Below are 22009 nucleotides of genomic sequence, written 5' to 3'. Positions count from 1 at the left end.
CGGCAGTTTTTACGGCGGATTGTTCCTGCGTGGCATATGCGTGCTAGGTTTTACCTCTGTGTTTTATTTCAAATGCATCGCGTGCTGGTTTGATTGATTCATATCAATTTCAGCAAAAATACCCAGGACGTAGGATGCACCCGCTGCGACAAATTGTCGCACCTTGCCGCGTGTACTGCAGGAAACCCCCACCCCCGACAGGCGGAAAGCGGCAAGACATATCGGACTTTCAACGCGAGAGAGCGCTCCATGACTACTCCGAACAACAAGCAGGAAACTGATAGCGCGCCGGATCTGTCCCGACGCAAGTTCCTGGGTACCACAGCAGTCGCCGGTCTGGCCGGTGCCGGTCTGTCGATGGGCCTTAGCGCCTGCAACAAGGGGGCGGGTAACAGCGATGCCGGTGCAGCCAGCGCCGGAGCTGCCGGCAAGGCGGCAGCCGCCATCGATTACGAAAAGTACGAAGTGCATCCGGGCAAGCTGGATACCTACTATGCCTTCTCCAGCGGTGGTCACTCTGGCGAAGTACGCGTGCTGGGCATTCCGTCCGGCCGCGAGATCAAGCGCATTCCAGTGTTCAATTACGACTGCATGGTGGGCTGGGGCATTACCAACGAATCCAAGGCCATCATCGGCACCAAGCCGGATGGTTCGCTCAAGTACACCACCGGGGACACCCACCACGTGCACATGAGCTATACCAACGGCACCTATGACGGCAAGCACATCTTCGTCAACGACAAGATCAATGCCCGTCTGGCACGTATCCGCCTGGATACCATGGAATGCGACAAGATTCTGGAGTTGCCCAATGTACAGGGCTTCCACGGCGTATTCCCGGACAAGTGCGACCCGGTAGACCCCAAGATCAACCACACCACCCGCGTCTTCTGCGGCAATGAATTCCACATTCCGCAACCCAATGACGGCCGCGATCTGGAAGCGCACGAAAAGTATTTCTGCCTGTTCACCTGCGTGGATTCGGAAACCATGGAGCCTCGCTGGCAGTGCAAGGTGGATGGCAATATGGACCTAGTTGCCACCTCCTACGACGGCAAGATTGCCTGCTCCAACCAGTACAACACCGAAAACGGCGTGCATTACGAAGACATGATGGCCGCCGAGCGCGATGCTTGCGTGTTCTTCCACATCGAACGCATCGAAGCGGCAGTGAAGGCCGGTAAGACCTTCACCATCGGCAAATCCGGCGTGCCCATCGTGGATGGCACCAAGGACGCCAACAAGGACCCGAAAACCGCGCTCACCTGCTATGTGCCAGTGCCGAAAAACCCGCATGGCGTCAACACCTCGCCGGATGGCAAGTACTACGTCTGCGCTGGCAAGCTGTCGCCGACTGCCACCGTGATCGAGCACGACCTCATCCTCAAGTGGTTCGAGGGTAGCCTGAAAGAACCGCGCGACACCGTGGTGGCAGAGCCGGAAATCGGCCTGGGCCCCTTGCATACCGGCTTTGACGGCAAGGGCAGCGCTTATACCACGCTGTTCCTGGACAGCCAGATCGTGAAGTGGAGCCTGGATGCGGCCATCAAGGCCTTCAAGGGCGACAAGAGTGCCAAGGTGGTGCAGGACCGTATCGACGTGCACTACCAGCCAGGCCATGGCTTTACCTCCATGGGCGAAACCAAGGAACCGGATGGCAAGTTCTTCCTGTCCGACAACAAGTTCTCCAAGGACCGTTACCTGCCGGTAGGCCCGTACCATCCGGAAAATGCGCAGCTGATCGACATTTCCGGTGACAAGATGCAGCTGATTCACGATGCCCCGGCCTATCCGGAGCCGCATGACTCCATCATGGTGCGTCGCGACATCATCAAGACCCGTCAGATTTACAACCTGGACGAGTTCCCGCTGGCTGTCAAAAACATGAAGGACAGCCGTGTGGAGCGCAAGGGCAAGAAAGTCACGGTTTACCTGGCGTCACAAGCACCAACTTTCGGTCTGCGCGAATGGAAGGTGAAGAAGGGCGATGAGGTTACCATCATCGTGACCAATCTGGACAAGGTGGAGGACCTGACGCACGGGTTTGCCATCCCCAAGTACAACATCAACTTCGTCATCCATCCTCAGGATACCAAGTCGGTTACCTTCATCGCCGACAAGCCGGGCGTGTTCTGGTGCTACTGCACCAACTTCTGCCATGCACTGCACTTGGAGATGCGTTCACGCATGCTGGTAGAAGCCTGATCATTACTTGCAACGAGACGAGCAATGAATTCCGGGGGAGTTCGCTCCCCCATTTTTTTCCGAGGCTGGCGTGGTAAACATCCGGATTGTTTTTTCCCTGTGTCTGCTGCTGGTGCTGCAGCCGGCACTGGCTGCCACCCTGCAGATATCTGCCAGCGCTGGTGCCATTGCCACTGCGCTGCGTAATGCCCGTCCGGGCGATACCTTGCTGCTGGCACCAGGGCATTACCGGGAAAACCTGCAGATAGCCAAGGCCATCACCCTACAGGCAGCCAATCCGCAGCAGCGGCCGGTGGTGGACGGCTCGGGACTAGGCGATGTCATCCGCATTACCGCCCCAGGCGTGGTGTTGCGCCAGCTCATCATTACCGACAGTGGCAGCGACCTCACCGCACAGAATGCCGGCGTTTACGTACAACCCGGCGCGCATCGGGCGCGGATAGAAGGCTGCGATATCGCCTACAGTCTGTTTGGGCTGTGGATTGAAAAATCCAATGATGTCACCGTCAGCCACAACCTCATCACCGGCAAGCGCGACCTGCAATCCTCGCAGCGCGGCAACGGCATCGAGCTGTACAACACCACCGGTGCGCACATCGAAGGCAATCACATCAGCTATGCCCGCGATGGCATCTATGTGGATGTCTCGCACTATGCCCGCTTTGTCGGCAACCGCATCCACAATGTGCGCTACGGCACGCATTACATGAATTCCTATTACAACATCTGGGAAAACAACGAGGCCTACCACAACCGCAGTGGTCTGGCGCTGATGGAAACCCGTAACCAGATCGTGCGTGGCAACCGTGCGTGGGGCAATAGCGATCACGGCATCATGCTGCGCACCATCCAGGACTCGGTGATCGAAAACAATATCGTCGCCGGCAATCAGCGCGGCTTTTTCATCTACGACGCTGAATACAACGTGCTGCGCAACAACCTGGTGGTAGACAACACCGTGGGTGCCCACTTGTGGGCCGGCTCCTACCGTAACCAGGTGTCGGGCAATGATTTCATTCACAACCGCGAGCAGATCCGTTACGTGGCCAGCCGTGACGTGCAGTGGTCCGGCAACTTTTGGAGCAATTACGCCGGCTGGGACCGTAAGGGCAAGGGCATAGGCGAAGTGCCGTATGCTGCCAACGACGTGGTGGACCGGCTGATGTGGCGCCTGCCCGCCATCCGCCTGCTGATGGGCAGTCCCGCCATCCAGACGCTGCGGCTGATTGCACAGCAGTTTCCGCTGCTGCGTGCCCCCAGCGTGGTGGACGACCAGCCGCACATGCACCCGCTGCATCAGGGTTGGGAACAGTGGTTAGGAAAAAGCAATGATTGAAATCGACAACGTCAGCAAACGCTACGGCCCGCATCTGGCGGTGGATGGTGTCAGCCTGCAGGTGGCCGCCGGCGAGCTGTTCGGCCTGATCGGCCACAATGGTGCCGGCAAAAGCACGCTGTTTCGCATGATACTGGGCCTGATTCCGGCCAGTGACGGTGATATCCGGCTGTGCGACCAGTCCACTCGCAGCTCCGCCTTTCGCAAGGTGCGTCGTCAACTGGGTTATCTGCCGGAAAACGTAGTGCTGTACGACAACCTGACTGGTCTGGAAACCCTGCATTACTTCGCCCGCCTCAAGGGTGCTTCCTGCCAGGAATGCCTGCCGCTGCTTGAGCGCATGGGGCTGAGCGCGGCCGCCACCACGCGGGTACGCACCTACTCCAAGGGAATGCGCCAGCGGCTGGGCTTTGCCCAGGCCCTGTTGGGCAATCCGCAACTGCTGTTTCTGGACGAGCCCACCAACGGGCTGGACCCGGAAGGCGTGCGCGAGTTTTACCAGATTCTGCGCGAGCAGCAGGACCGAGGCGTCACCATAGTCATCACCTCGCACCTGCTGTCGGAAATCCAAGAGCGAGTGAGCCGTCTTGCCATCCTGCGCGCCGGACAGCTGCAGGCAGTGGGCAGCCTGGAAAAGCTACGTGAAGGCTGCAGCCTACCGCTTACCTTTGATGTCAGGTTGAGCCAGCCGGCCAGCGCCGCTCTACGCGACACCCTGCAGGCGCTGCCGGTGGACGCATTGGCTATCAGTGGAGACCGCGCACGGCTGGCCTGCCAGCGCAGTGCCAAGATGACAGTGCTGGGGGCGTTGTCGGCGCTGGGGGAGCAGATCAGCGATCTGCAGATTCGCGAACCCTCGCTGGAAGATGTGTTTCTGGGTTACAGCGGAGACGGGCAATGAGTAGCAAGCAGCACAGCACAAGGATGATGAAATGAACAGTCCTGTCTTGACCATTGCCGGCAAGGAATTCCGTGACCGCTTGCGCAACCGCTGGGTGGTGGCGGTTACGCTGGTATTTGCTGCCTTTGCCTTCACCATCAGCTATTTCGGCGCGGCCACCCAGGGCAGCGTGGGGGTGCAGGGCACCGAGGCCACCATACAAAGCCTGGTCAGCTTGGTGATTTACCTGGTGCCGCTGATTGCCCTGATTCTCGGTTTTGACACCGTGGTGGGGGAGCGCGAACGCGGCTCGCTGGACCTGCTGCTGGCCTTGCCGGTCAGCCGTATCCAGCTGTTGCTGGGCAAGTATCTGGGGTTGGCCAGTACGCTTGCTGTGGCCACCATACTGGGCTTTGGTGCCGCTGGGGGGCTAATTCTCACCCAGTTGCCGGCCAGTGCCTGGTTTCACTACGTCGGCTTCATGCTTAGCACTTTGCTGCTTGGGCTGGTATTCCTCAGCGTGGCGGTTGCCATTTCGGTAATGGCACAGGACCGCGCCCAAGCCAGCGGCATGGCCATTTTCGTGTGGTTCCTGTTTGTGCTGGTGTACGACCTGCTACTGCTGGGCCTGCTGGTGATGAGTGGTGGCGACATCGCCGGCCCGGCCTTTCCCTATCTGATGCTGCTGAATCCGGCAGACGTGTTCCGCATTCTCAACATCTTTGGCCCGGACGATTTGCGGCTGATGTTTGGTCTTACTAGCCTGTTTCCCCCCGCACTTGCCAGTCCCTGGGTGCTAGGTGCGGTGATGTTGGGCTGGGTGAGTACGCCGCTCTTGCTGGCCATTTGGAGGTTCCGCCAATGAAACCCATCACCCGCCGTTGCTGCTTGGGCATGTTACTGGCAACGCCCTTGCTGGCCGCCTGCAGTCACGAAACCCCGCCGACCGCCAAGGCCGCACTGGAGCCAGACCGTAATACAGCCTGTAGCCTGGATGGTATGAGCCTGAGCGACTACCCCGGCCCCAAGGGGCAGCTGCAATATGCCCAAGGTGCGCCGGACTTCTTCTGCGACACCATTGAGCTGTTTGCCGTCTACCTGAAACCGGAGCAGCAACGCTTGGTGGCTGCCGTGTACGTACAGGACATGAGTAAGGCCGACTGGGAACACCCGGTGGGCCACTGGATGGATGCCCACAATGCATTCTATGTGGTTGGCTCGCGCTTGAAAGGTTCGATGGGCCCGACCTTTGCCAGCTACGGCAGCGAGGCCGCCGCGCGAGCCGTGGCCGCACGCGAGGGTGGCAAGGTTTACCGTTTCAGCGACATCACGCCGGCCATGGCCGAGCTGGACGGTGGTGTGCTCAAAGACAAATCCATGTAAGGGAGGTGCAGATGACCCAATTTTACGACCAGCTCCCGCTGGACACGGCACAGCAGATCGAGCCGCTTAGCTGGCTGTCCTATCAACTGCGGGAAAACCGCAAGGCCCTTCTGGCCCATTATGGCGTGGACAGCGCACAAGCGCTGCTGGCGCGCATCGAGAGCGGCGCGCTGGAAGAACACCCGGCCTACGAACACTATCTGTCGCTCTTCATCCTAGAGCAGCAAAGGGAAGCCACGCGCGAGCAACTGCGGCTGGTACTGGCTGGTAACGAGGAGGAAGCACATGTTGCATCTGCATCTTAAGGAAGTGATAGAAGACGACCTGTTCGACATCCTGCGCGAGGAAGTCACCCTGCATCAGGATGCATTGATCGTGGCCTTGAATAATGGAGTGGATATCGAGCTGCGTTTCCGCGACGATGATGTCTATTCCATCAACTGGCGCTGGGGTGATGCCAGCTGCCGTATCGACACGGCACCGCTGCATCCCGAGTTGGCCTCCTTCCCCAATCATCTGCACGATATGGATGGGCGCTTGCGCGCCGACCCGGTCACCCGGCCTGGCGACAGCGCCTGGAGCAATGTACAGCGTCTGCTGCAAACCTTGTCACAAGACCCTTTGCTGCAAACTGTCTGACCGGCATGACCGAGGCTCAATGCTCGCCCGGTTTGCATCCTGTTCATTGCGTGCTGCCCGCCCGGGCGGCTACCGCCTGTCTTGGCACGTGATTCTCATTGTCATGAAAAGTGAAAAAAGAGCTTTATTCCATCTTTTTTTGATTGATTGGTATCAATTTAGCGAGACAAGGCTGAGTGCTAAGCTGCAAATCATTAAATCCTGATGCACAGAGGTTCTCATGCTGAAACACTTCGTCGTTCTTGGTAGTTGTGTCCTGATGCTTGCCGCGTGTGGCAAGAGCGAACCTGCAACCCCGGCGGAACAGCCTGCTTCCGCACCGGCGGCAACGGCTGCCGCATCCGCCCCGACCGCCGTGGCGGTGGCTGAGGTCAGTAATCCCGTCGGCGAAAAAACCTTTAAGTCGGTATGTTCCATGTGCCACCAGAGCGGCGCGGCCGGTGCACCCATTCTTGGCAACAAGGATGACTGGTCACCCCGCATCACCCAAGGCAAGGACACGCTGTACAAGCATGCATTGGAAGGCTTCTCCGGCCAGAAGGGTGCCATGCCGGCCAAGGGCGGCAATCCCTCGCTGTCTGATGCCGACGTGAAGGCCGCAGTTGACTTCATGGTGGCTAAGGCCAGCTAAAAGGAAAATCCATGGCCGCCCGCCTGTTGCAGGCAGCGCTGCTGCCTGCGGTGCTGGGCCTGCTGTCGCTGGCAGCGCCTATGCCATCCTTGCAAATCATGCCGCAGCTCACTGCACGCGGCATGCCGGTATCTTGGCTTGCCGGGAGACTGCAAGCCAGGGCCGTGCAGTCCTCTTCGCTTGCCGAGGGTGGACTGCAACAGGTGGTGCTGGCTGCACCGCCATCCGCGTGGCGGCGTGGCGGTCAGTGGCAGGTGGCCCTACCGCGGCCTGCCGTCACCCTGCAACTGCAATCCGGCCAGCGCCTGCTGTATGCCTGGCGCAGTCCTCGCATTGTCATTCCCCGCCCACCGGCTGCACAGGCCGTGGCCATCATTCTCGAGCGTACACTCCCCGTGGCCGGATTGGGCCGGCTGCTGCTGGACGCCGGCCATATGCGGGCTTTTCAGGCCGGTTTTGACCGTGGCATCAGCCAGATCTTGCTGCTGGACGGTGAAGGCGGCATCTGGGTCACGCCACGCATGCTGCCTGCCGTACGTTGGCAGGATGGGGCGGCAACCTTCCAGATACTGCAAAGAGTTTGTCAGATGGGCCAGGTGAAGACTGGGCAGTAACGCTAGCCGGCAACAGCGCTGCCGGGATAACAAGACAAGGAAATCAAGGTGCTATCCGCATGTATTAGCAGATTGTCCGCCAGTCACGGTTTGTGGCGTCGTTGTGCGATATTGTTACGCATTGTCTGGCTGGGCTTGCTGTGCTGTCTGGTGTACAGCCCGGCCACACAGGCTTCCAGTTATGAACGGGAGCTGCCCAAGGCGCTGTCTACCGATCCGGACATGTGCCGCTGGGTGGACTGTGCGGCGGTATTGCCTGGCGCAACTGCCTTTTCCTTGCGCAAGGGCGCACCACCCTATGTAGAAGGCTACGGCGCGGACAAGAAGCTGAAGGGCTATGTATTTTTGTCCACCGACATCGTGGATACCCAGGGGTATTCTGGCAAACCCATTGTCACCCTCATCGGTATGGATGGCAGCGGTCACATCAGCGGCGTGCGGGTACTCAAGCACAGCGAGCCCATCCTGCTGGTGGGGATTCCGGAAAACAAGCTCACTGATTTTCTCAACCAGTATCTGGGCCGTTTTGCCGGTGCGCGCATGGAAATCGGCGGCAGCGGCAAGGACAGGCTGGATGCCATCTCCGGTGCCACGGTCACCGTGATTGCGGAAAATCAGCTGATCTCGCGCTGTGCGCAGGCCGTAGCCTACCAGGCTGGCATCATGAAACAGGCGGTACGCCCGCCGGCACGCTTTATTGACAGCAAGCAGCCCGCCAGCTGGCAGGCATTGCTGACGGACGGTAGCGTGCAACATCTGACAGTAACGCCCGCCGATATCGGCACGAGTGGTAGCGAGGCGTATCTGGACCTGTACTACGGCTATCTGAATGCCCCCGGTATTGGCCGCAGCGTGTTGGGTGACGAGGACTATGCCAAGTTGATGAAAACGCTGAAACCGGGCGAGCATGCGCTGTTCATCGTCAACAATGGCAGCGGTTCGTTCAAGGGTTCCGGCTTTGTACGTGGTGGCTTGTACGACCGTATCCAGGTGCGGCAGGATCTGTCGGCCTACACCTTCCGCGATACCGATTACCTCAACTTGTATGCCTTGCGCGCAGCCGGTGCGCCGGAATTCCGCGAAAGCGGCATCTTCATCCTGCGTGATCCGCATTTTGCCGCTGCCTGGCCGTGGCGCTTTGCCTTTCTGGCCAATAAGGAAGACCAGCAAACCGGAGCCAAGCAATTCACCTCTTTCGAAAGCAATTACTGGCTGCCGGGCAATCAGCTGCAAGGTGGCCGGCCTGCAGTAGAGCTGCCGCAGGCTGCCTGGAAAAAGGCCTGGCACGACAAGCAGGCCGAAGTGCTGCTGTTTGCGGGCTGGATGGCGGCGGTGCTGGTTTTCTTCATCAGCCGCGACCGCTGGGTGCGCCGTTCGCGCCGTGGCAGCAAGCGCTGGGTGTCCTGGCCCAAGACCATCAGCTGGCTGATTGCCATCGCATTTGCCGGTGGCCTGGAAATGGCCCAGCCATCCATCACCCAGGTGCTGACGGTATTCCATGCGCTGTCTGACGGCTGGAACTGGTCACTGTTTTTGAGTGACCCCTTCATCTTCATGTTCTGGCTGCTGATTGTACCCACCACGCTGATCTGGGGACGTGGCCTGTTCTGCGGCTGGATGTGCCCCTTTGGCTCGCTGTCGGAATTGCTGTACAAGATAGGCCGCTTGCTGCATCTGCCGGTGGGCAAGCTGCCCATGGCCTGGCATAACCGTCTCAAGTGGCTGAAGTACGCCATTTTCTTCCTGCTGCTGGCGGTGTCCTTCTTCTCCATGCCATTGGCGGAGAAACTGGCCGAGGTAGAACCGTTCAAGACCACCTTCCTGGTCGGTGTGCTCAATCGCAGCTGGCCGTTTGCGCTGTTTCTGGCGGTGCTGCTGGGGCTGTCGCTGTTTGTCGAGCGTCCCTTCTGCAAATACCTGTGTCCGCTGGGGGCGTCGCTGGGGCTGCCATCCCGTTTCAACTTGCTGAAGCTGCGCCGCAAGGACGGCTGTAGCAGCTGCAAGGCCTGCGCCGTGGGCTGTGGCTCGCTGTCCATTGACGCAGTAGGACATATCGACTCGCGTGAATGCCTGATGTGTCTGGACTGCATGGTGATGTATTACGACGGCCACAGCTGCCCGCCACTGGCTCAGGAGCGCAAGCGCCGTGAAAAAGCCGGTCAGCCGCTGACGCCGATAGGCCGTGACGGGCTGTATATCCCGATCAAGCCGGCAGCAACGCCGGCCAAGGATACGCTCCGTGCCAAAGGCTGAGGTGCTGGCGGCCACTGCAGTCGGCAGGCCGACGCTAAGGCGGCGCCTGCTGGTCTGGCTGTTGCCGCTGGGCTTGCTGGCGCTGGTGCTGGGCCTGGCCCTGCGCCAGCCGGAACTGCATTCGCAGGGCAGCTATGTGTTTGGCACCCGGGTGCAGCTGTCTATCTCTGGGGTGTCGGCGGAGGAGGCGCGTCAAGCTGAAAATGCCGTGTTCGGCCTGTTTGAAGACATGCACCGCAGCCTGCATGCCTGGCAGCCATCGGAGCTGATGCGCATGAATGCGGCGTTGGCCGAGGGCAAGCCATTCACGGTTTCACCACGGCTGGTGGAAATCCTGCGTGCGGCCCAGGCGCTATCGCGGGAAAGCCAGGGCCTGTTTGATCCGGGTATTGGCCGGCTGATCCAGCTATGGGGCTTTCAGGACGATCAGTTCAATGACAGTCACTTTCCCACCGATGCCGCCGTGCAGGCGCTAATGGTGCAGCACCCCAGTATTGCTGATCTGCAGATTGCAGCCGACGGTACAGTCAGCAGCCGCAAGCGGGTGGTGGCGGTGGATCTGGGAGGCTATGCCAAGGGCTGGGCGCTGGATCTGGCGGCAGCACGTTTGCGCCAGATGGGGGTGAGCAATGCGCTGATCGACGTGGGTGGCAATCTGCTGGCTCTGGGCAGCAAGGGCGGGGAGCCGTGGCAGGTGGGCATCCAGCATCCGCGTACATCCGGCCTGCTGGCCACGCTGCAATTACAGGATGGCGAGGCCATTGGCACCAGCGGTGACTACTACCGCTATTTTAGTCATGGCGGCATCCGTTACTGCCATATTCTCGATCCGCGCAGCGGCTACCCGGCCCGACAAAGCCAGACCGTGACCGTACTGGCCGATCCCGGCCCGCATGCGGGAGCCATGTCCGATGGTGCCAGCAAGGCACCGTTCATTGGCGGGCCAGGCCATGCACTCACCCTGTCGCGTGCTACCGGTGTCAACAAGGTACTGATGGTAGATGCCGCCGGGCAGGTATGGCTGACGCATGCCATGGCTGCCCGGCTGCACTGGCCTGGACCATGGCCAGTCATTCACTGGCTGGACGGAGGCTGATATGGACGCAGTAAGCATTGCCGGTGTGTATCAGCGCCGTGGGCGGCAGCAGGTGCTGGTGGATGCCAATCTGCGCATCGCCGCCGGTGGACTGTGCGCGCTGGTGGGGGCCAATGGTGCGGGCAAAAGTACTTTGCTGGCCTTGCTGGCTACCATGCTGCAGCCCGACCGGGGCAGCATCCACCTATTGGGGCTGGATGTGCGCCGTCAGGCGGCGCAGATTCGCCGCCAGTTGGGAGTAGTGTTTCAGGACAGTGCCTTGGAGCCGCGGCTGTCGGTATGGGACAACCTGTTGCTGATTGCCTGTTGCTACGGTTATTCCGGCGCGGCGGCCCGCAGCCGCTGCACGGCACGGCTGGCGGCAGCCGGCTGGGAAAACCGGGCCGGGCAGGCGGTGGAAACCCTGTCCGGTGGTCAGCGCCGGCAACTGGAGCTGATGCGGGCCAGCCTGGCTGCGCCGCGTCTGCTGCTGCTGGATGAGCCGACACAGGGCCTGGATGAGGCCGCCAGCGCAGCGTTCTGGCGACAGATCGCCGTACAGCGCCAGCAAGGGGTTACCGTACTGTTCAGCACCCACCGGCAGGAAGAAGCGGAGGCTGCTGAGCAGTGCGTACGGCTGCTGGAGGGTAGGTTGCTACCGGTGCAGGCTGCTGGGCGCGGGGTGGCGGCATGATGCTGCGGGTGCTGTTGCCGCTGGTTTGGCTGGAGTTAAAGCGTTACTGGCTGAATCCGCTACGCATTGTACTGAGCCTGGCGCAGCCGCTGATGTATCTGTTCATTCTGGGTGCTGGGCTGGCTGGTGGTACTTATGCGCTGGACAGCAGTTACCAAGCCTATATTTATCCCGGCATCGTGGCGATGGCGCTGATGTTTGCCGCCGCATCAGCCGCGGTGGGCGTGGTGCACGACCGTCAGGTAGGGGTGTTCAAGGCACTGCTGGTTTCCCCTTTGCCGCGCAGCACGCTGGCACTGGCGCGGATTCTGTCCGGTGCCGTGCTAGCGCTGGTACAGTCGCTATTGTTGCTGCCATTTGCGCCGCTGCTGGGGCTGGCCTTTTCGCCGCTGTCCTTGCTGTATTTCCTGCTGGCCATGAGCTTGTGCGCCCTGGTATTTTCTGCGCTGGGGCTAGTGATGGCGCTGCCATTCCGCTCGGTAATGGTGTTTCCCGTAGTATCCAATACCTTGACCCTGCCCATGTTCCTGCTATCCGGTGCCTTGTATCCGCTGGAGCTGGCCCCGCGCTGGCTGCAGCTGCTGGCGCGTGGAAACCCTGCCGCCTACGCGGTGGATCTGCTACGAGGTGTGCAAAGCGGCCATTTTCAGTACGGTCTGACGACGGCCGTAGGGGTGTTGCTGCTGATTGGCCTGCTGGCTGTCGGCTGGGTGGTGCGCGCGCTGCATGGCAGGGGTGGACGCGTGTAATTCACCCTATGGGAGGCTGCAGGATTGGCAGTGACCGCCGCAGTTGCATTCGTATGATGGAGTGCAACTCGCCAAACTGGCTTAGTAAAGAGAAGATTAATCGAAGTATTCTGCATCAAACTGTTGTGCAACGCCGAACACTGCGCTGAAGGCGTACATGTTAGTGGAGTTAGCTACCCCCGACTTCCGTAGAAAAATTCGAGTGTCTGCTTGGCAGCGAAGAGCTGCCGTAAGCTGCATGGCGGCTAAATGACCGATTTGGCCAACCAGCAGTTGGTGAGTCCGCTAGGTAGACGGCAGTTCGGTCAAAGTGGACGGTCCTAGCCAAAGGCACAAAGCCCGCTTTTGTATTCATTGCAGCCGATAAGGTATCTATAAAAGTAAGGGCGATTCACCTGCAACAGGGACCAGCAGTTTTTCTGATGAATAGGTTGGTAGCGAGAATGGCGAATTCACTCTACGCTTACCTACAAGAGAGACTAGCGACAGTAATCAACCAAGCATGCAATTGAATTCATATCCAATTCCTCCGAATGAGCCAGAACGTCTACAGCTGTTGCACGCGCTCGCCATCCTGGACACCCCTCCTGATGAAGTTTTTGACAGAATTACCCGGCTTGTTTCCAGATTGTTGAAGGTACCGATTGCACTAGTCTCCTTGGTGGACGAGGATCGGCAGTGGTTCAAGTCCAAGGTCGGTTTGACTGCTCCGCAAACACCAAGAGATGTAGCGTTCTGTGCGCATGCCATTGCTCAGACCGAACCTCTGGTTGTTGAGGATACGCAACTGGATGCCCGGTTCTTCAATAATCCCTTGGTAACAAGTTCCCCAGATATCCGTTTCTACGCTGGCGTGCAGATCAGGTCCGGCGGTGGCCTAGCGCTGGGCACCCTATGCGCTATCGACACGAGCCCTCGTGCACTTAGCCCCGAGCAGATTGCGATCCTGGTTGATTTGGCGGAAATGGTCAGCCGAGAAATGCAATTGCGTGAAACGCTCTTGTTGACTGAGGCAGAAATAAATCATTCACAGGATGTCATTGACGCAGCGGAAATACGATTCCGTACCGTTTTCGAGCGTGCCGGTGTTGGGATCGCAATGGTTGCGCCTGACGGTGGGTGGATCGGCGTCAACGATGCTTTATGCGACATAGTCGGTTACACGCGTGAAGAACTAGCCCATATGACGTTCCAGCATATTACCTATGCTGATGATCTCAACGCCGACTTGAGCATGCTCGAGCAGCTCGTAGCCGGTGAGATTGACCGTTATCAGCTGGATAAACGATACATTCACAAAAGCGGCAAGCTAGTCTGGATCAATTTGACAGTGACCAAGCAGCTGAATAAGCAGGGGCAGTTGGAGTACTTCGTTTCAATCATCAAAGATATTCACTCCAGAAAAGAAGCCGAGAGTTCACTTGCCGAGTTAAGACGGACGCTCGAGGTGCGTGTCAAGGATAGGACAAAAGAGCTGCGCTCGGCCAACGAAATGCTTGCGTCGGTCATTAACCAGCAATTGCAAACAGAGCAGGCGCTACGTAAGCGTGACACCGAGCTAAGCGCCATTCTTGAAAATGCAAATGATGCGTATGTGTGCATCAATCAGGCCGGTGTTGTGAGTGCATGGAACCAGCAAGCTGAGAGTACTTTTGGCTGGAGTAAGGATGAAGCCGTTGGTCACCTCCTGGAAGAGCTGATTATTCCTCCGGTCATGCAAGAAAGGCATCGCAAGGGAATGCAGCATTATCTTCAGTCGAGAACATCAGATGTCATTGGCCATCGGCTAGAGCTTGCCGCAATGAGAAGGGATGGCAGCATCATCCCTGTCGAGGTGCGTATCCAGGCATTACAGTTTGATGATGAGATATTGTTCAGTGCATTTCTGCATGACATTTCCGCACGCAAACAGATGGAGACATTGCGTGAGCAAGAGGCTCGGATTGATGCATTGACTGGTCTTCCGAATCGCCGTGCGTTCTTTGAAACCCTACCCAAAGCTATTGTGCGGTGCCAGCGTAGCGATCAAGCCCTAGCTCTCCTCTTTATCGATCTGGATGGCTTCAAGGCCGTCAACGATGCGCAAGGGCACCATACCGGAGATTTGCTCTTGGGCGAGATTGGTCAGCGTCTGTCCGGTCTGCTGCGGGAAACCGATACTGTTGCTCGCCTTGCCGGAGATGAATTCGTAGTCATTCTGGAAAATCTGGATACTGCAGACCCGAGAGCGCAGGAAATAGCTCAGAAAATTCTAGCCAAAATTGCACAACCTCTCGCTTTGGACACAGTGTCTGTTCAAGTCAGTGCCAGTATCGGTATCGCGCTACATCGGCCTGGTGATGATATTGATATCGAAGCCTTGCTCAGCCGTGCTGACAAAGCGATGTACGACGCCAAGCATGCGGGGAAGGCCAGGATTGTTCTCGCTTGATTGCACTGGCCTGTGTCCGTGACCATTTTTCACTGCCCATGCCGACAGAATGCGGTGGCTGCCCCGAGTCAGCTAGACAGGCATGCTGCCAGGTGGTCGGCAGTTAAGAAAAGTCAAATATCTGCTTGATGATAAGTCGTGACTGACCAGTGAAGACGACTGGTCATTCGGTACTGGCTGAGGAGCATTACCTGCTTCAGGTCAATTTTTCTACGTAAGAACTGGTCAAGAATTTGCAGCATGCAGAGCTGTCGTATATAACATCGTCATTTGATGCACTGCCGCATGGAGCCTAGCATGAATGCCGCAAAAAAAATCCGCTTGCTGATCGATTCGGGAGAGAGTCCTGAGCAAGTACAAGTCTTGAAAGAGATGGCCATTGCCTTGCAAATGAAAGACGACTTCAGCATCGACCGGCTGTACCAGATTGACCAGCGCTACTTTGATGTGGCCATGGATCTGCTCAAGGAGTGGCGTTTTGACCATCACATTGCATCACGCAGCAAGCTAATCGATATGCTGCTTCCAGAGGTCATGCCTGCAGTCCTAGCCGTTTGCAATGAGCCTTAACCACTCCATTGAGTCTGGAGACATCCTCTCTGCCGAGGAGGCAATGAGTAGAGACGAAGTATCTTATCGCGGACGGAAAATCCGGATTTTTGCCATTTACCACGAAGGTGAAAGCAAGTGGGAGGGGTGGTCGGGTATCAGCGTTACCGAAGCGGACCATTTCATTGGCAGTTACTCAGGTCTGCTTGACTTACACGAAACCAGAGAAGGTGCATTGGCGATGGCTCTCTATGTGGCCATGGCATGGCTTGATGCATTCGAGCTGGGCTTGCTGTCTTCCATTGCAGGCGATGCATTGGTTGATCGTGTAGGCTGACCGCCTGCATAGCCAGAAAAAAAGCCCCTGATTACAGGGGTATTCGTCAGTCAGACACCACTATTCGGATGCTAGTAGTAAGTGGGGATGAAAGTAGTGTGATGAACAGGAAATTTTCGAAAACCACATGGCAGCTCATCGCCGGGGTACTGATAGCTCTAGTTCTACTGTATGTCGATCACGACATGGAACACCCTAGTCATTACTACGCAAGCCGCTTGGTTCGATTGCTGGCGAAGGTGCTGTAGCAGTCATGAAAGTTTTTGATGCTTTAATGGAAGTTCTCATTGTTCAAACTGCCATTCATCACGCGGTGTGTGAGTAGTCGGTATGTCAGAACAACTGGCAATCTAACAGTTATGTTGACGGCAGGGTTGCCAAATTATTGCCCGGGGCCACTAAAGGCTTGAAATTAAGAAAAGCGCTACATGATAGCGCTTTTTTATGTCCGCATTTTGTCAGATCAGATTGCCAGGTCTTCCAGGCTGAAACCTTCATCCAACTGAGCTTGCACCCAAGCCGGCTTACGGCCACGACCAGTCCAGGTCTGGGAAACATCATTCGGGTTCTTGTATTTAGCTTCTACCGGCTTGCGTACAGCAGCTGTAGCTTTACTCATTACATCATCCAGGCTCAGGCCATACGACTTAGCCAGCTCAAGGATCTGCTTTTTTGCATTAGCTTTCTCTTCAGTTTCACGACGGCTAATTTCAGCGTCTACCGACTTCAGCAAGTCCTGGAGTTCAGTAAAGTTAAGATTCGAAAGTTCCATATGGGTATCCATGGGTAGTAAAGGGATCGGGTTATGCGGTATGTGCTTTTATTGGAATTATACGTGTTGTTTTTATATTGCAATATATAGCCCATTCTTGCATGAGCTGCATACGCTGTGGGAGAAGCTGATCACGTGCGTATGCGGCACGGGTTTGATCGTTGTTGACGTGTGCCAATGCAAGTTCCGATACCTCATCCGAAAATTCAGTCCCTTTGCAGCTGCGTGCCCAATCTTTAAAAGTACTCCGAAAGCCATGGGTCGTGATATTTGCTACCTGCATGCGGTCAAATAGTGCTTTGAAGGCCTGATCGGACATGATGCCCCCTTTGGGGGCGGGAAAAATGAGGCTATTACCAACAATCTTGGGCATGTTTTTCAAGAGCATATAAGCCGAATCGGATAGCGGAACCGTGTGACTTTTACTGGCTTTCATTCGCTCCGCACTAATCGTCCAAGTCTTGTTGTGCAGGTCAACTTCATCCCACGTCGCACCACGAACTTCACCTGAACGGGCTGCGGTCAGAATAGCGAACTCCAAGGCTTTGGCCGATATGCTACTGCGTTCGCGAAGCTTCTCCATGAATGTGCCAATTTCACTGAAGGGGAGGGCGGCATGGTGCTCCACTTTCTGAATCTTGCCTGGTGCTGGCAGAACATGCTTTAAGTTGCCCTGCCATGCTGCCGGGTTTTCGCCTTCTCGGTAGCCAGAAACCTTGGCCCAGTCAAGAATGGACTCAAGCCGGCCACGGAGCCGACTGGCTGTCTCATTCCTTGCATTCCACAGTGAAGAAGTGCTGCCGTCTTTGGAGCTTACCTCTTGGCGTAGCACGAGCAGAATGGCGTCATTGTCTATTGCGTTAATGGGAAACTGACCAATGAGGGGAAAGGCGTAGGTTGTGAGCGTTGAGGACCACTGTTTGACGTGTTTGTCGTTCCGCCATTCGATCTTTTTGTCTTCGATGAAGGCGAGGGCGCACTGTTCGAAAGTTTTGGATTTGGACGAAGTCAGCTTGGCTTTTCGCTTTTCCTGAAGGGGGTCAATCCCATCACGGATCTTCTTCCGCAGAGTACGCGCTTTCTCTCGGGCTTCCGCAAGACTGATCTCAGGAAATGGTCCTAAGCCAATACTCAGACGCCGTACAACTTCCTTGCCGCTTTGATTGATGCGTGATCCCATGGCCGCGCACAACACCCAGGCTCGCGAGTTGCCTGCAATGCGTAGATACAGGCCATCGACACCGCCGACGGCATGCTTGCCATTTTCTTTGAGTCTGGAGACCGCAAGTGCAGAGAGTTCTTTTGCTTTCTTTGGCATGATGCACAATCCTTGTACTGCATAGTGTCCTGCATAAAGTACTGGATTTGAGTGGCGCTGACAAGATGTCGTTAGACACTAAATTTTATAAGGTATTGATATTAAATGGTGAAAGTAGATTTCATTAGATGTGCTTAGACAATACTTGGACGGACCCCCTCTCCGCCAGATTCAAAAAAAGCCCGCTTTTGCGGGCTTTTTTGCGTCCGATCCGGGCATTTCGCTACATTATTGGCAGCCTAGTCATCATCCATGCTGGTGTGTTTCAAGCAGTAAACCGCAGTCCGATTGATCCCTCGTTCCAGCTAACCGCTTTCCATGCATTAACGTCAGTTGCGGTAGCCTTGTCGCCGTTGTGAATGGTAGCTGGCAACACCCCGGCTATTTGTCACTATCTGTGCTTGCGTGTCGTCCGTGCGCAAAAATCACGGTGGATTGAGCACGCCCTTCATCGCTGCTTTTCCTGCCATGGTGGAGGAGTGCTCAGTCCTGCTATGGCTGTCTTGCTGGTGTCGGTGGTCTGCAGTTTTTACATAGAACCCAATTGCAAAAGAGAATGATTTGCATATAGAATGCGAAAAATTATCATTCTCTTGCAGCCATTCCGCATCCTGTCTGTGGCCATGCTGCTCAAATAAAAGGGTATCTCATGCGTTCTACCATCAGCACCGTATTGCTGGCTTCTGCCGCCTTGACTCTGAGTGCCGTAGCGGCGGCCAAGGAATATCCAATTGGCAAGCCCGCCATCAAGAATGGCATGGAAATCGGCGCGGTTTACCTGCAGCCGACCAAGATGGAACCGGAAGGCATGATGCGCAAGGCGGAAGAGTCCGACGTGCATCTGGAAGCCGACATCCACGCAGTGAAGAACAATCCCAACGGTTTTGAAGAAGGGGCGTGGATGCCCTACCTGATGGTCAAGTACGAACTGACCAAGGTGGGCGGCAAGGGCAGCATCAAGGGCGACATGATGCCGATGGTGGCCAACGATGGCCCGCACTATGGCGACAATGTGAAGCTGCAAGGCCCCGGCAAGTACAAGCTGAAGCTGACCATTCTGCCGCCGTCGGAAAACCCGCACGCTCACTTTGGCCGCCATGTGGACAAGGAAACCGGCGTTGGCCCGTGGTACAAGTCTTTCGAGGTGAACTACGAATTCACCTATGCCGGCATTGGCAAGAAGGGCGGCTACTAAGTCGCAGCGCCCGACGGCAAAGTGTAATGCGAATCTAAACGCAAACCATTCCCGTTGGAGTATGATAAGAAACAGCGCTGCCTGATTTGAGCAAGCGCTGTTTTCCATTCAGGGGTTGCACATGAAAGTTGCGATGTTTCTGGCGGCAGCACTGCTGTCGATGTCGGCGCTGGCTGACGACATGCCTACCTACAAGCTGGAGCTGAAGGATGGCGTACTCAAGCCGGCGCGGCTACAGGTGCCGGTCAATACCAAATTCCGCCTGGAAGTGAGCAATACCGGCAAGACGCCGGCTGAGTTCGAAAGCACCCAGCTGCGCAAGGAAAAGGTCTTGGCACCGGGGGTGACTTCTTCGGTGGTGATCCTGCCGCTGGCGGCGGGCGAGTACAAGTTCTTTGATGATTTCCACATGGCAACCGCACAGGGTGTGATTGTTGCCAAGTAAGTGACACGCGCAGGAAGAAGGTAAAGATGGGTCAGGTACTGTTCATTGTCTGGCGCGAAAGCGTGGAAGCCTTGCTGGTGGTGGGCATTCTTAATGCCTGGATGAACCAGAACCCGCAGGGCAAGGCCGGTAAACCCTATTTGTGGGGTGGCGTGGCCCTGGGTATTGCGCTAGCCATTTTGCTGGCGGTGGCGCTGTTTTCTGCCAGTACGCTGATGGCCGGTTCGCAAGACGTGTTCCAGACTGTCATGGAGTTCATGGCTTCCGGCCTGATCGTGCAAATGGTGCTGTGGATGCGCGAGCATGGCCGCACGCTGAAGAAAGAGCTGGAATCCGGCCTGGCCGACAATGCCAGTTCGGCCAACTGGTGGGGCGTCACCACGCTGGTGGCCATTGCCGTGGCGCGTGAAGGCAGCGAAACCGTGGTGTTTCTGTATGGCATGCTGGGCAGTGCCGACGGTCAGACCCTGCTGAACATGAGCGGCGCGGCACTGTTGGGGCTGGGGCTGGCCTTCCTCACCTTCTATGTGTTGCAGCTGGGTGGCAAGGTGCTGTCGTGGCGGCTGTTTTTCCGTTTGACCGAAATCATGCTGCTGCTGCTGGGTGCCTCGCTGTTCCTGGCTGCGGTGGAAAAGCTGATTTCCATGGAAATCCTGCCGGCGCTGATCGACCCGCTGTGGGACAGCTCGGCCCTGCTGGATGACATGACGCCCGCTGGTGGCGTGGTGGCTTCGCTCACTGGTTACCGTGCCCATCCGGCCTTGATGAGCCTGCTGGCTTATCTCTCATTCTGGGCAGGCGTGTTTGGCCTGTTCTTCTGGCGCAAGCGTCGTCAGGCCGCATGAAACCGTTTGCTGATCACCGGCGTCGGCCCGAACTGGCGCGCCCGCTGACTGGCGGTTGCGGCAGCCACGCGGCAGCCGGCCATGGCCGCCTGGCCGTGGTGGGCAACTGGCTGCGCGACCATGCCGGCACCCTGCGCCTGCTGCAGTGGTTGGTGGTGCTGGTGTATGCGGCGCTGCTGCTGATTCCGGCCTGGCTGCCGCTGCCGGGTGACAGCGCGCGCATCGTCAACAATCTCACCATCTTTGCCCAGTTTGTGTTCTGGGGTATCTGGTGGCCTTTCGTGCTGCTGTCCATGGTGCTGTTTGGCCGGCTGTGGTGCGGCGTGCTGTGTCCGGAAGGGGCGCTCAGCGAATGGGCGGCCAAGAAGGGCCTGGGCCGACCGATTCCACGCTGGATGCGCTGGGACGGCTGGCCCTTTGTCGCTTTTGCCCTTACCACCTTGTACGGCCAGCTGGTGAGTGTTTACCAGTATCCCAAGGCGGCGCTGCTGGTGCTGGGCGGTTCCACCGTGGCCGCCATTGCCATCGGCCTGGTGTATACCCGTGGCAAGCGCGCCTGGTGCCGCCATCTGTGCCCGGTCAACGGCGTGTTTTCCCTGCTGTCCAAGCTGGCCCCCATGCATTACAAGGTGGATGAACAGCGCTGGCTGGAATCCACCCGCCAGTCCGTCATTCGTATTCAGGCGGTAGACTGCGCACCGCTGCAGCCCTTGCGCCACATGCAGGGCGGCAGTGGCTGTCATATGTGCGGCCGTTGCAGCGGTCACCGCGATGCCATCAGCCTGGGCCTGCGCTCACCGGCAGAAGAGGTGGTGAAGGTGGCGGCCAAGGAAGCCACGGTGTGGCAGACCTTGCTGATTGTCTACGGCTTGCTGGGCATTGCCATGGGGGGCTTTCACTGGACGGCCAGCCCCTGGTTTGTCGACATGAAACAGGCGGCGGCGGAATGGCTGGTGGACCACGACATCATGTGGCCGCTGGATACCGATGCGCCGTGGTGGCTGCTCACGCATTACCCGGATCACAACGACGTGTTTTCCTGGCTGGATGGCATGGCCATCATCGCCTACATGCTGGGTACCGCGCTGGTGATCGGCAGCGGCCTGCTGCTGGCCTTGTCCTGTGCGGTGCGTCTGGCCGGCACGTGGCGCAGCCAGCGCCTGCATCATCTGGCACAAAGCCTGATTCCCTTGGCCGGTATCGGCGTGTTTCTGGGCTTGTCGGCGCTGACGGTGACCCTGCTCAAGGCCGAGGGCATTGCCACCGGTTGGGCCAATGACCTGCGCCTGGGCCTGCTGCTGCTGGCCAATGTCTGGTCGTTGTGGCTGGCGGCGGGCATCGTACGGCAATGGCAGGCCGGCTGGCGCATGCTGCCGGCACTGGCTTGCCTGCTGGCAGGCATGGCGCTGGTGGATGCGGCCTGGGGCTTCATGTTCTGGTGGTGGTAAACCACCAGGCGTGTATGGCAGACAGGGCGGCTTGACCGCCCTGTTTTGCGTCTGGAGTCAGGCGGCGGCCGGTACCCGCAGTAGCTGCAGTACATGACTGCCTGCGGATCGATCCCAATACACGGTGCTTGTCCATGCGCAGTCTCTGCGCATTTGTACTGATGCTCGCGCTTACCCCGCTTGCACTTGCCCAACCGGCGGGAGGCTTGG

Annotated in this window: 22 protein-coding genes; 20 read left to right on the top strand and 2 right to left on the bottom strand. The window is 57.7% G+C overall.

Annotated elements, in window-relative coordinates:
- The first annotated feature begins 249 nt into the window (after positions 1 to 249).
- The 16 genes from nosZ (at position 250) to DBR44_RS18880 (ending at position 15776) form a co-directional block, all read left to right on the top strand.
- Positions 250 to 2205, top strand: a complete 1956-nt coding sequence (nosZ, locus tag DBR44_RS18955) for a TAT-dependent nitrous-oxide reductase (protein WP_124645548.1) — start codon at positions 250 to 252, stop codon at positions 2203 to 2205.
- A 70-nt stretch (positions 2206 to 2275) separates the two neighbouring features.
- A complete protein-coding gene (locus tag DBR44_RS18950; RefSeq protein ID WP_124645547.1) occupies positions 2276 to 3541 on the top strand; it encodes a nitrous oxide reductase family maturation protein NosD in 1266 nt (421 codons plus the stop codon).
- Positions 3534 to 4442, top strand: a complete 909-nt coding sequence (locus tag DBR44_RS18945; RefSeq protein WP_124645546.1) for an ABC transporter ATP-binding protein — start codon at positions 3534 to 3536, stop codon at positions 4440 to 4442. The genes DBR44_RS18950 and DBR44_RS18945 overlap by 8 nt, the downstream gene beginning before the upstream one ends.
- Before the next feature lie 31 nt (positions 4443 to 4473).
- Positions 4474 to 5286, top strand: a complete 813-nt coding sequence (locus tag DBR44_RS18940) for an ABC transporter permease (RefSeq protein WP_124645545.1) — start codon at positions 4474 to 4476, stop codon at positions 5284 to 5286.
- On the top strand, positions 5283 to 5804 hold the full coding sequence (locus tag DBR44_RS18935) for a nitrous oxide reductase accessory protein NosL (RefSeq protein ID WP_124645544.1): 522 nt from the start codon (positions 5283 to 5285) through the stop codon (positions 5802 to 5804). Before DBR44_RS18940 ends, DBR44_RS18935 begins: the two co-directional genes overlap by 4 nt.
- Positions 5805 to 5815: 11 nt before the next feature.
- Entirely contained in the window at positions 5816 to 6109 is a 294-nt protein-coding gene (locus DBR44_RS18930) for a hypothetical protein (RefSeq protein ID WP_124645543.1), read from the top strand.
- Positions 6090 to 6443, top strand: coding sequence for a hypothetical protein (locus DBR44_RS18925; protein WP_124645542.1), 354 nt, complete (start codon positions 6090 to 6092; stop codon positions 6441 to 6443). The genes DBR44_RS18930 and DBR44_RS18925 overlap by 20 nt, the downstream gene beginning before the upstream one ends.
- A gap of 220 nt (positions 6444 to 6663) precedes the next feature.
- Positions 6664 to 7074 (top strand): cytochrome c5 family protein, encoded by a 411-nt coding sequence (locus DBR44_RS18920; RefSeq protein WP_124645541.1) that lies wholly within the window; start codon positions 6664 to 6666, stop codon positions 7072 to 7074.
- A gap of 11 nt (positions 7075 to 7085) precedes the next feature.
- Positions 7086 to 7688 carry a hypothetical protein gene (locus DBR44_RS18915; protein ID WP_124645540.1) on the top strand — a complete coding sequence of 201 codons (603 nt, stop codon included), beginning with the start codon at positions 7086 to 7088 and terminating at the stop codon, positions 7686 to 7688.
- Positions 7689 to 7799: 111 nt separating this feature from the next.
- Positions 7800 to 9941 carry a NosR/NirI family protein gene (locus tag DBR44_RS18910; protein ID WP_233578685.1) on the top strand — a complete coding sequence of 714 codons (2142 nt, stop codon included), beginning with the start codon at positions 7800 to 7802 and terminating at the stop codon, positions 9939 to 9941.
- Positions 9928 to 11037 carry an FAD:protein FMN transferase gene (locus DBR44_RS18905; protein ID WP_233578683.1) on the top strand — a complete coding sequence of 370 codons (1110 nt, stop codon included), beginning with the start codon at positions 9928 to 9930 and terminating at the stop codon, positions 11035 to 11037. The genes DBR44_RS18910 and DBR44_RS18905 overlap by 14 nt, the downstream gene beginning before the upstream one ends.
- A gap of 1 nt (position 11038) precedes the next feature.
- Positions 11039 to 11710, top strand: coding sequence for an ATP-binding cassette domain-containing protein (locus DBR44_RS18900; RefSeq protein WP_158613674.1), 672 nt, complete (start codon positions 11039 to 11041; stop codon positions 11708 to 11710).
- The gene (locus DBR44_RS18895; protein WP_233578682.1) at positions 11707 to 12459 is read left to right on the top strand and encodes an ABC transporter permease; all 753 of its coding nucleotides are present in this window, start codon (positions 11707 to 11709) and stop codon (positions 12457 to 12459) included. The genes DBR44_RS18900 and DBR44_RS18895 overlap by 4 nt, the downstream gene beginning before the upstream one ends.
- Before the next feature lie 502 nt (positions 12460 to 12961).
- Positions 12962 to 14890 (top strand): PAS domain S-box protein, encoded by a 1929-nt coding sequence (locus DBR44_RS18890; protein ID WP_199731113.1) that lies wholly within the window; start codon positions 12962 to 12964, stop codon positions 14888 to 14890.
- Between the two features lie 297 nt (positions 14891 to 15187).
- Positions 15188 to 15460 carry a hypothetical protein gene (locus DBR44_RS18885; protein ID WP_124645538.1) on the top strand — a complete coding sequence of 91 codons (273 nt, stop codon included), beginning with the start codon at positions 15188 to 15190 and terminating at the stop codon, positions 15458 to 15460.
- Positions 15450 to 15776: a hypothetical protein gene (locus DBR44_RS18880; RefSeq protein WP_124645537.1), complete on the top strand. Its 327-nt coding sequence runs from the start codon at positions 15450 to 15452 to the stop codon at positions 15774 to 15776. The genes DBR44_RS18885 and DBR44_RS18880 overlap by 11 nt, the downstream gene beginning before the upstream one ends.
- Before the next feature lie 463 nt (positions 15777 to 16239).
- Here DBR44_RS18880 and DBR44_RS18875 read toward each other — a convergent pair whose 3' ends face one another.
- Positions 16240 to 16548, bottom strand: a complete 309-nt coding sequence (locus DBR44_RS18875) for an H-NS family nucleoid-associated regulatory protein (RefSeq protein ID WP_124645536.1) — start codon at positions 16546 to 16548, stop codon at positions 16240 to 16242.
- A gap of 31 nt (positions 16549 to 16579) precedes the next feature.
- Positions 16580 to 17866 carry a tyrosine-type recombinase/integrase gene (locus DBR44_RS18870; RefSeq protein WP_124645535.1) on the bottom strand — a complete coding sequence of 429 codons (1287 nt, stop codon included), beginning with the start codon at positions 17864 to 17866 and terminating at the stop codon, positions 16580 to 16582.
- A 649-nt stretch (positions 17867 to 18515) separates the two neighbouring features.
- Between DBR44_RS18870 and DBR44_RS18865 the strand changes: the two genes are divergently transcribed.
- From DBR44_RS18865 to DBR44_RS18850, 4 genes are all read left to right on the top strand, one after another.
- The gene (locus DBR44_RS18865) at positions 18516 to 19061 is read left to right on the top strand and encodes an iron transporter (protein WP_124645534.1); all 546 of its coding nucleotides are present in this window, start codon (positions 18516 to 18518) and stop codon (positions 19059 to 19061) included.
- A gap of 121 nt (positions 19062 to 19182) precedes the next feature.
- Positions 19183 to 19506 (top strand): cupredoxin domain-containing protein, encoded by a 324-nt coding sequence (locus DBR44_RS18860; protein WP_124645533.1) that lies wholly within the window; start codon positions 19183 to 19185, stop codon positions 19504 to 19506.
- Positions 19507 to 19532: 26 nt separating this feature from the next.
- Positions 19533 to 20351: an FTR1 family protein gene (locus DBR44_RS18855; protein ID WP_124645532.1), complete on the top strand. Its 819-nt coding sequence runs from the start codon at positions 19533 to 19535 to the stop codon at positions 20349 to 20351.
- Positions 20348 to 21799 carry a 4Fe-4S binding protein gene (locus DBR44_RS18850; protein WP_124645531.1) on the top strand — a complete coding sequence of 484 codons (1452 nt, stop codon included), beginning with the start codon at positions 20348 to 20350 and terminating at the stop codon, positions 21797 to 21799. The genes DBR44_RS18855 and DBR44_RS18850 overlap by 4 nt, the downstream gene beginning before the upstream one ends.
- Positions 21800 to 22009 lie beyond the last annotated feature (210 nt).

Source organism: Aquitalea sp. FJL05 (genome assembly GCF_003852595.1).
GTDB lineage: Bacteria > Pseudomonadota > Gammaproteobacteria > Burkholderiales > Chromobacteriaceae > Aquitalea > Aquitalea aquatilis.
This window is presented reverse-complemented; position numbering and strand designations above follow the sequence as displayed.

Excerpts from the sequence above, each read along its gene's own strand:
- nosZ (WP_124645548.1), top strand. The coding sequence starts at position 250 with ATGACTACTCCGAACAACAAGCAGGAAACTGATAGCGCGCCGGATCTG.
- DBR44_RS18945 (WP_124645546.1), top strand. The coding sequence starts at position 3,534 with ATGATTGAAATCGACAACGTCAGCAAACGCTACGGCCCGCATCTGGCG.
- DBR44_RS18940 (WP_124645545.1), top strand. The coding sequence starts at position 4,474 with ATGAACAGTCCTGTCTTGACCATTGCCGGCAAGGAATTCCGTGACCGC.
- DBR44_RS18935 (WP_124645544.1), top strand. The coding sequence starts at position 5,283 with ATGAAACCCATCACCCGCCGTTGCTGCTTGGGCATGTTACTGGCAACG.
- DBR44_RS18930 (WP_124645543.1), top strand. The coding sequence starts at position 5,816 with ATGACCCAATTTTACGACCAGCTCCCGCTGGACACGGCACAGCAGATC.
- DBR44_RS18925 (WP_124645542.1), top strand. The coding sequence starts at position 6,090 with ATGTTGCATCTGCATCTTAAGGAAGTGATAGAAGACGACCTGTTCGAC.
- DBR44_RS18920 (WP_124645541.1), top strand. The coding sequence starts at position 6,664 with ATGCTGAAACACTTCGTCGTTCTTGGTAGTTGTGTCCTGATGCTTGCC.
- DBR44_RS18915 (WP_124645540.1), top strand. The coding sequence starts at position 7,086 with ATGGCCGCCCGCCTGTTGCAGGCAGCGCTGCTGCCTGCGGTGCTGGGC.
- DBR44_RS18900 (WP_158613674.1), top strand. The coding sequence starts at position 11,039 with ATGGACGCAGTAAGCATTGCCGGTGTGTATCAGCGCCGTGGGCGGCAG.
- DBR44_RS18895 (WP_233578682.1), top strand. The coding sequence starts at position 11,707 with ATGATGCTGCGGGTGCTGTTGCCGCTGGTTTGGCTGGAGTTAAAGCGT.
- DBR44_RS18890 (WP_199731113.1), top strand. The coding sequence starts at position 12,962 with ATGCAATTGAATTCATATCCAATTCCTCCGAATGAGCCAGAACGTCTA.
- DBR44_RS18885 (WP_124645538.1), top strand. The coding sequence starts at position 15,188 with ATGAATGCCGCAAAAAAAATCCGCTTGCTGATCGATTCGGGAGAGAGT.
- DBR44_RS18880 (WP_124645537.1), top strand. The coding sequence starts at position 15,450 with ATGAGCCTTAACCACTCCATTGAGTCTGGAGACATCCTCTCTGCCGAG.
- DBR44_RS18875 (WP_124645536.1), bottom strand. The coding sequence starts at position 16,548 with ATGGAACTTTCGAATCTTAACTTTACTGAACTCCAGGACTTGCTGAAG.
- DBR44_RS18870 (WP_124645535.1), bottom strand. The coding sequence starts at position 17,866 with ATGCCAAAGAAAGCAAAAGAACTCTCTGCACTTGCGGTCTCCAGACTC.
- DBR44_RS18865 (WP_124645534.1), top strand. The coding sequence starts at position 18,516 with ATGCGTTCTACCATCAGCACCGTATTGCTGGCTTCTGCCGCCTTGACT.
- DBR44_RS18860 (WP_124645533.1), top strand. The coding sequence starts at position 19,183 with ATGAAAGTTGCGATGTTTCTGGCGGCAGCACTGCTGTCGATGTCGGCG.
- DBR44_RS18855 (WP_124645532.1), top strand. The coding sequence starts at position 19,533 with ATGGGTCAGGTACTGTTCATTGTCTGGCGCGAAAGCGTGGAAGCCTTG.
- DBR44_RS18850 (WP_124645531.1), top strand. The coding sequence starts at position 20,348 with ATGAAACCGTTTGCTGATCACCGGCGTCGGCCCGAACTGGCGCGCCCG.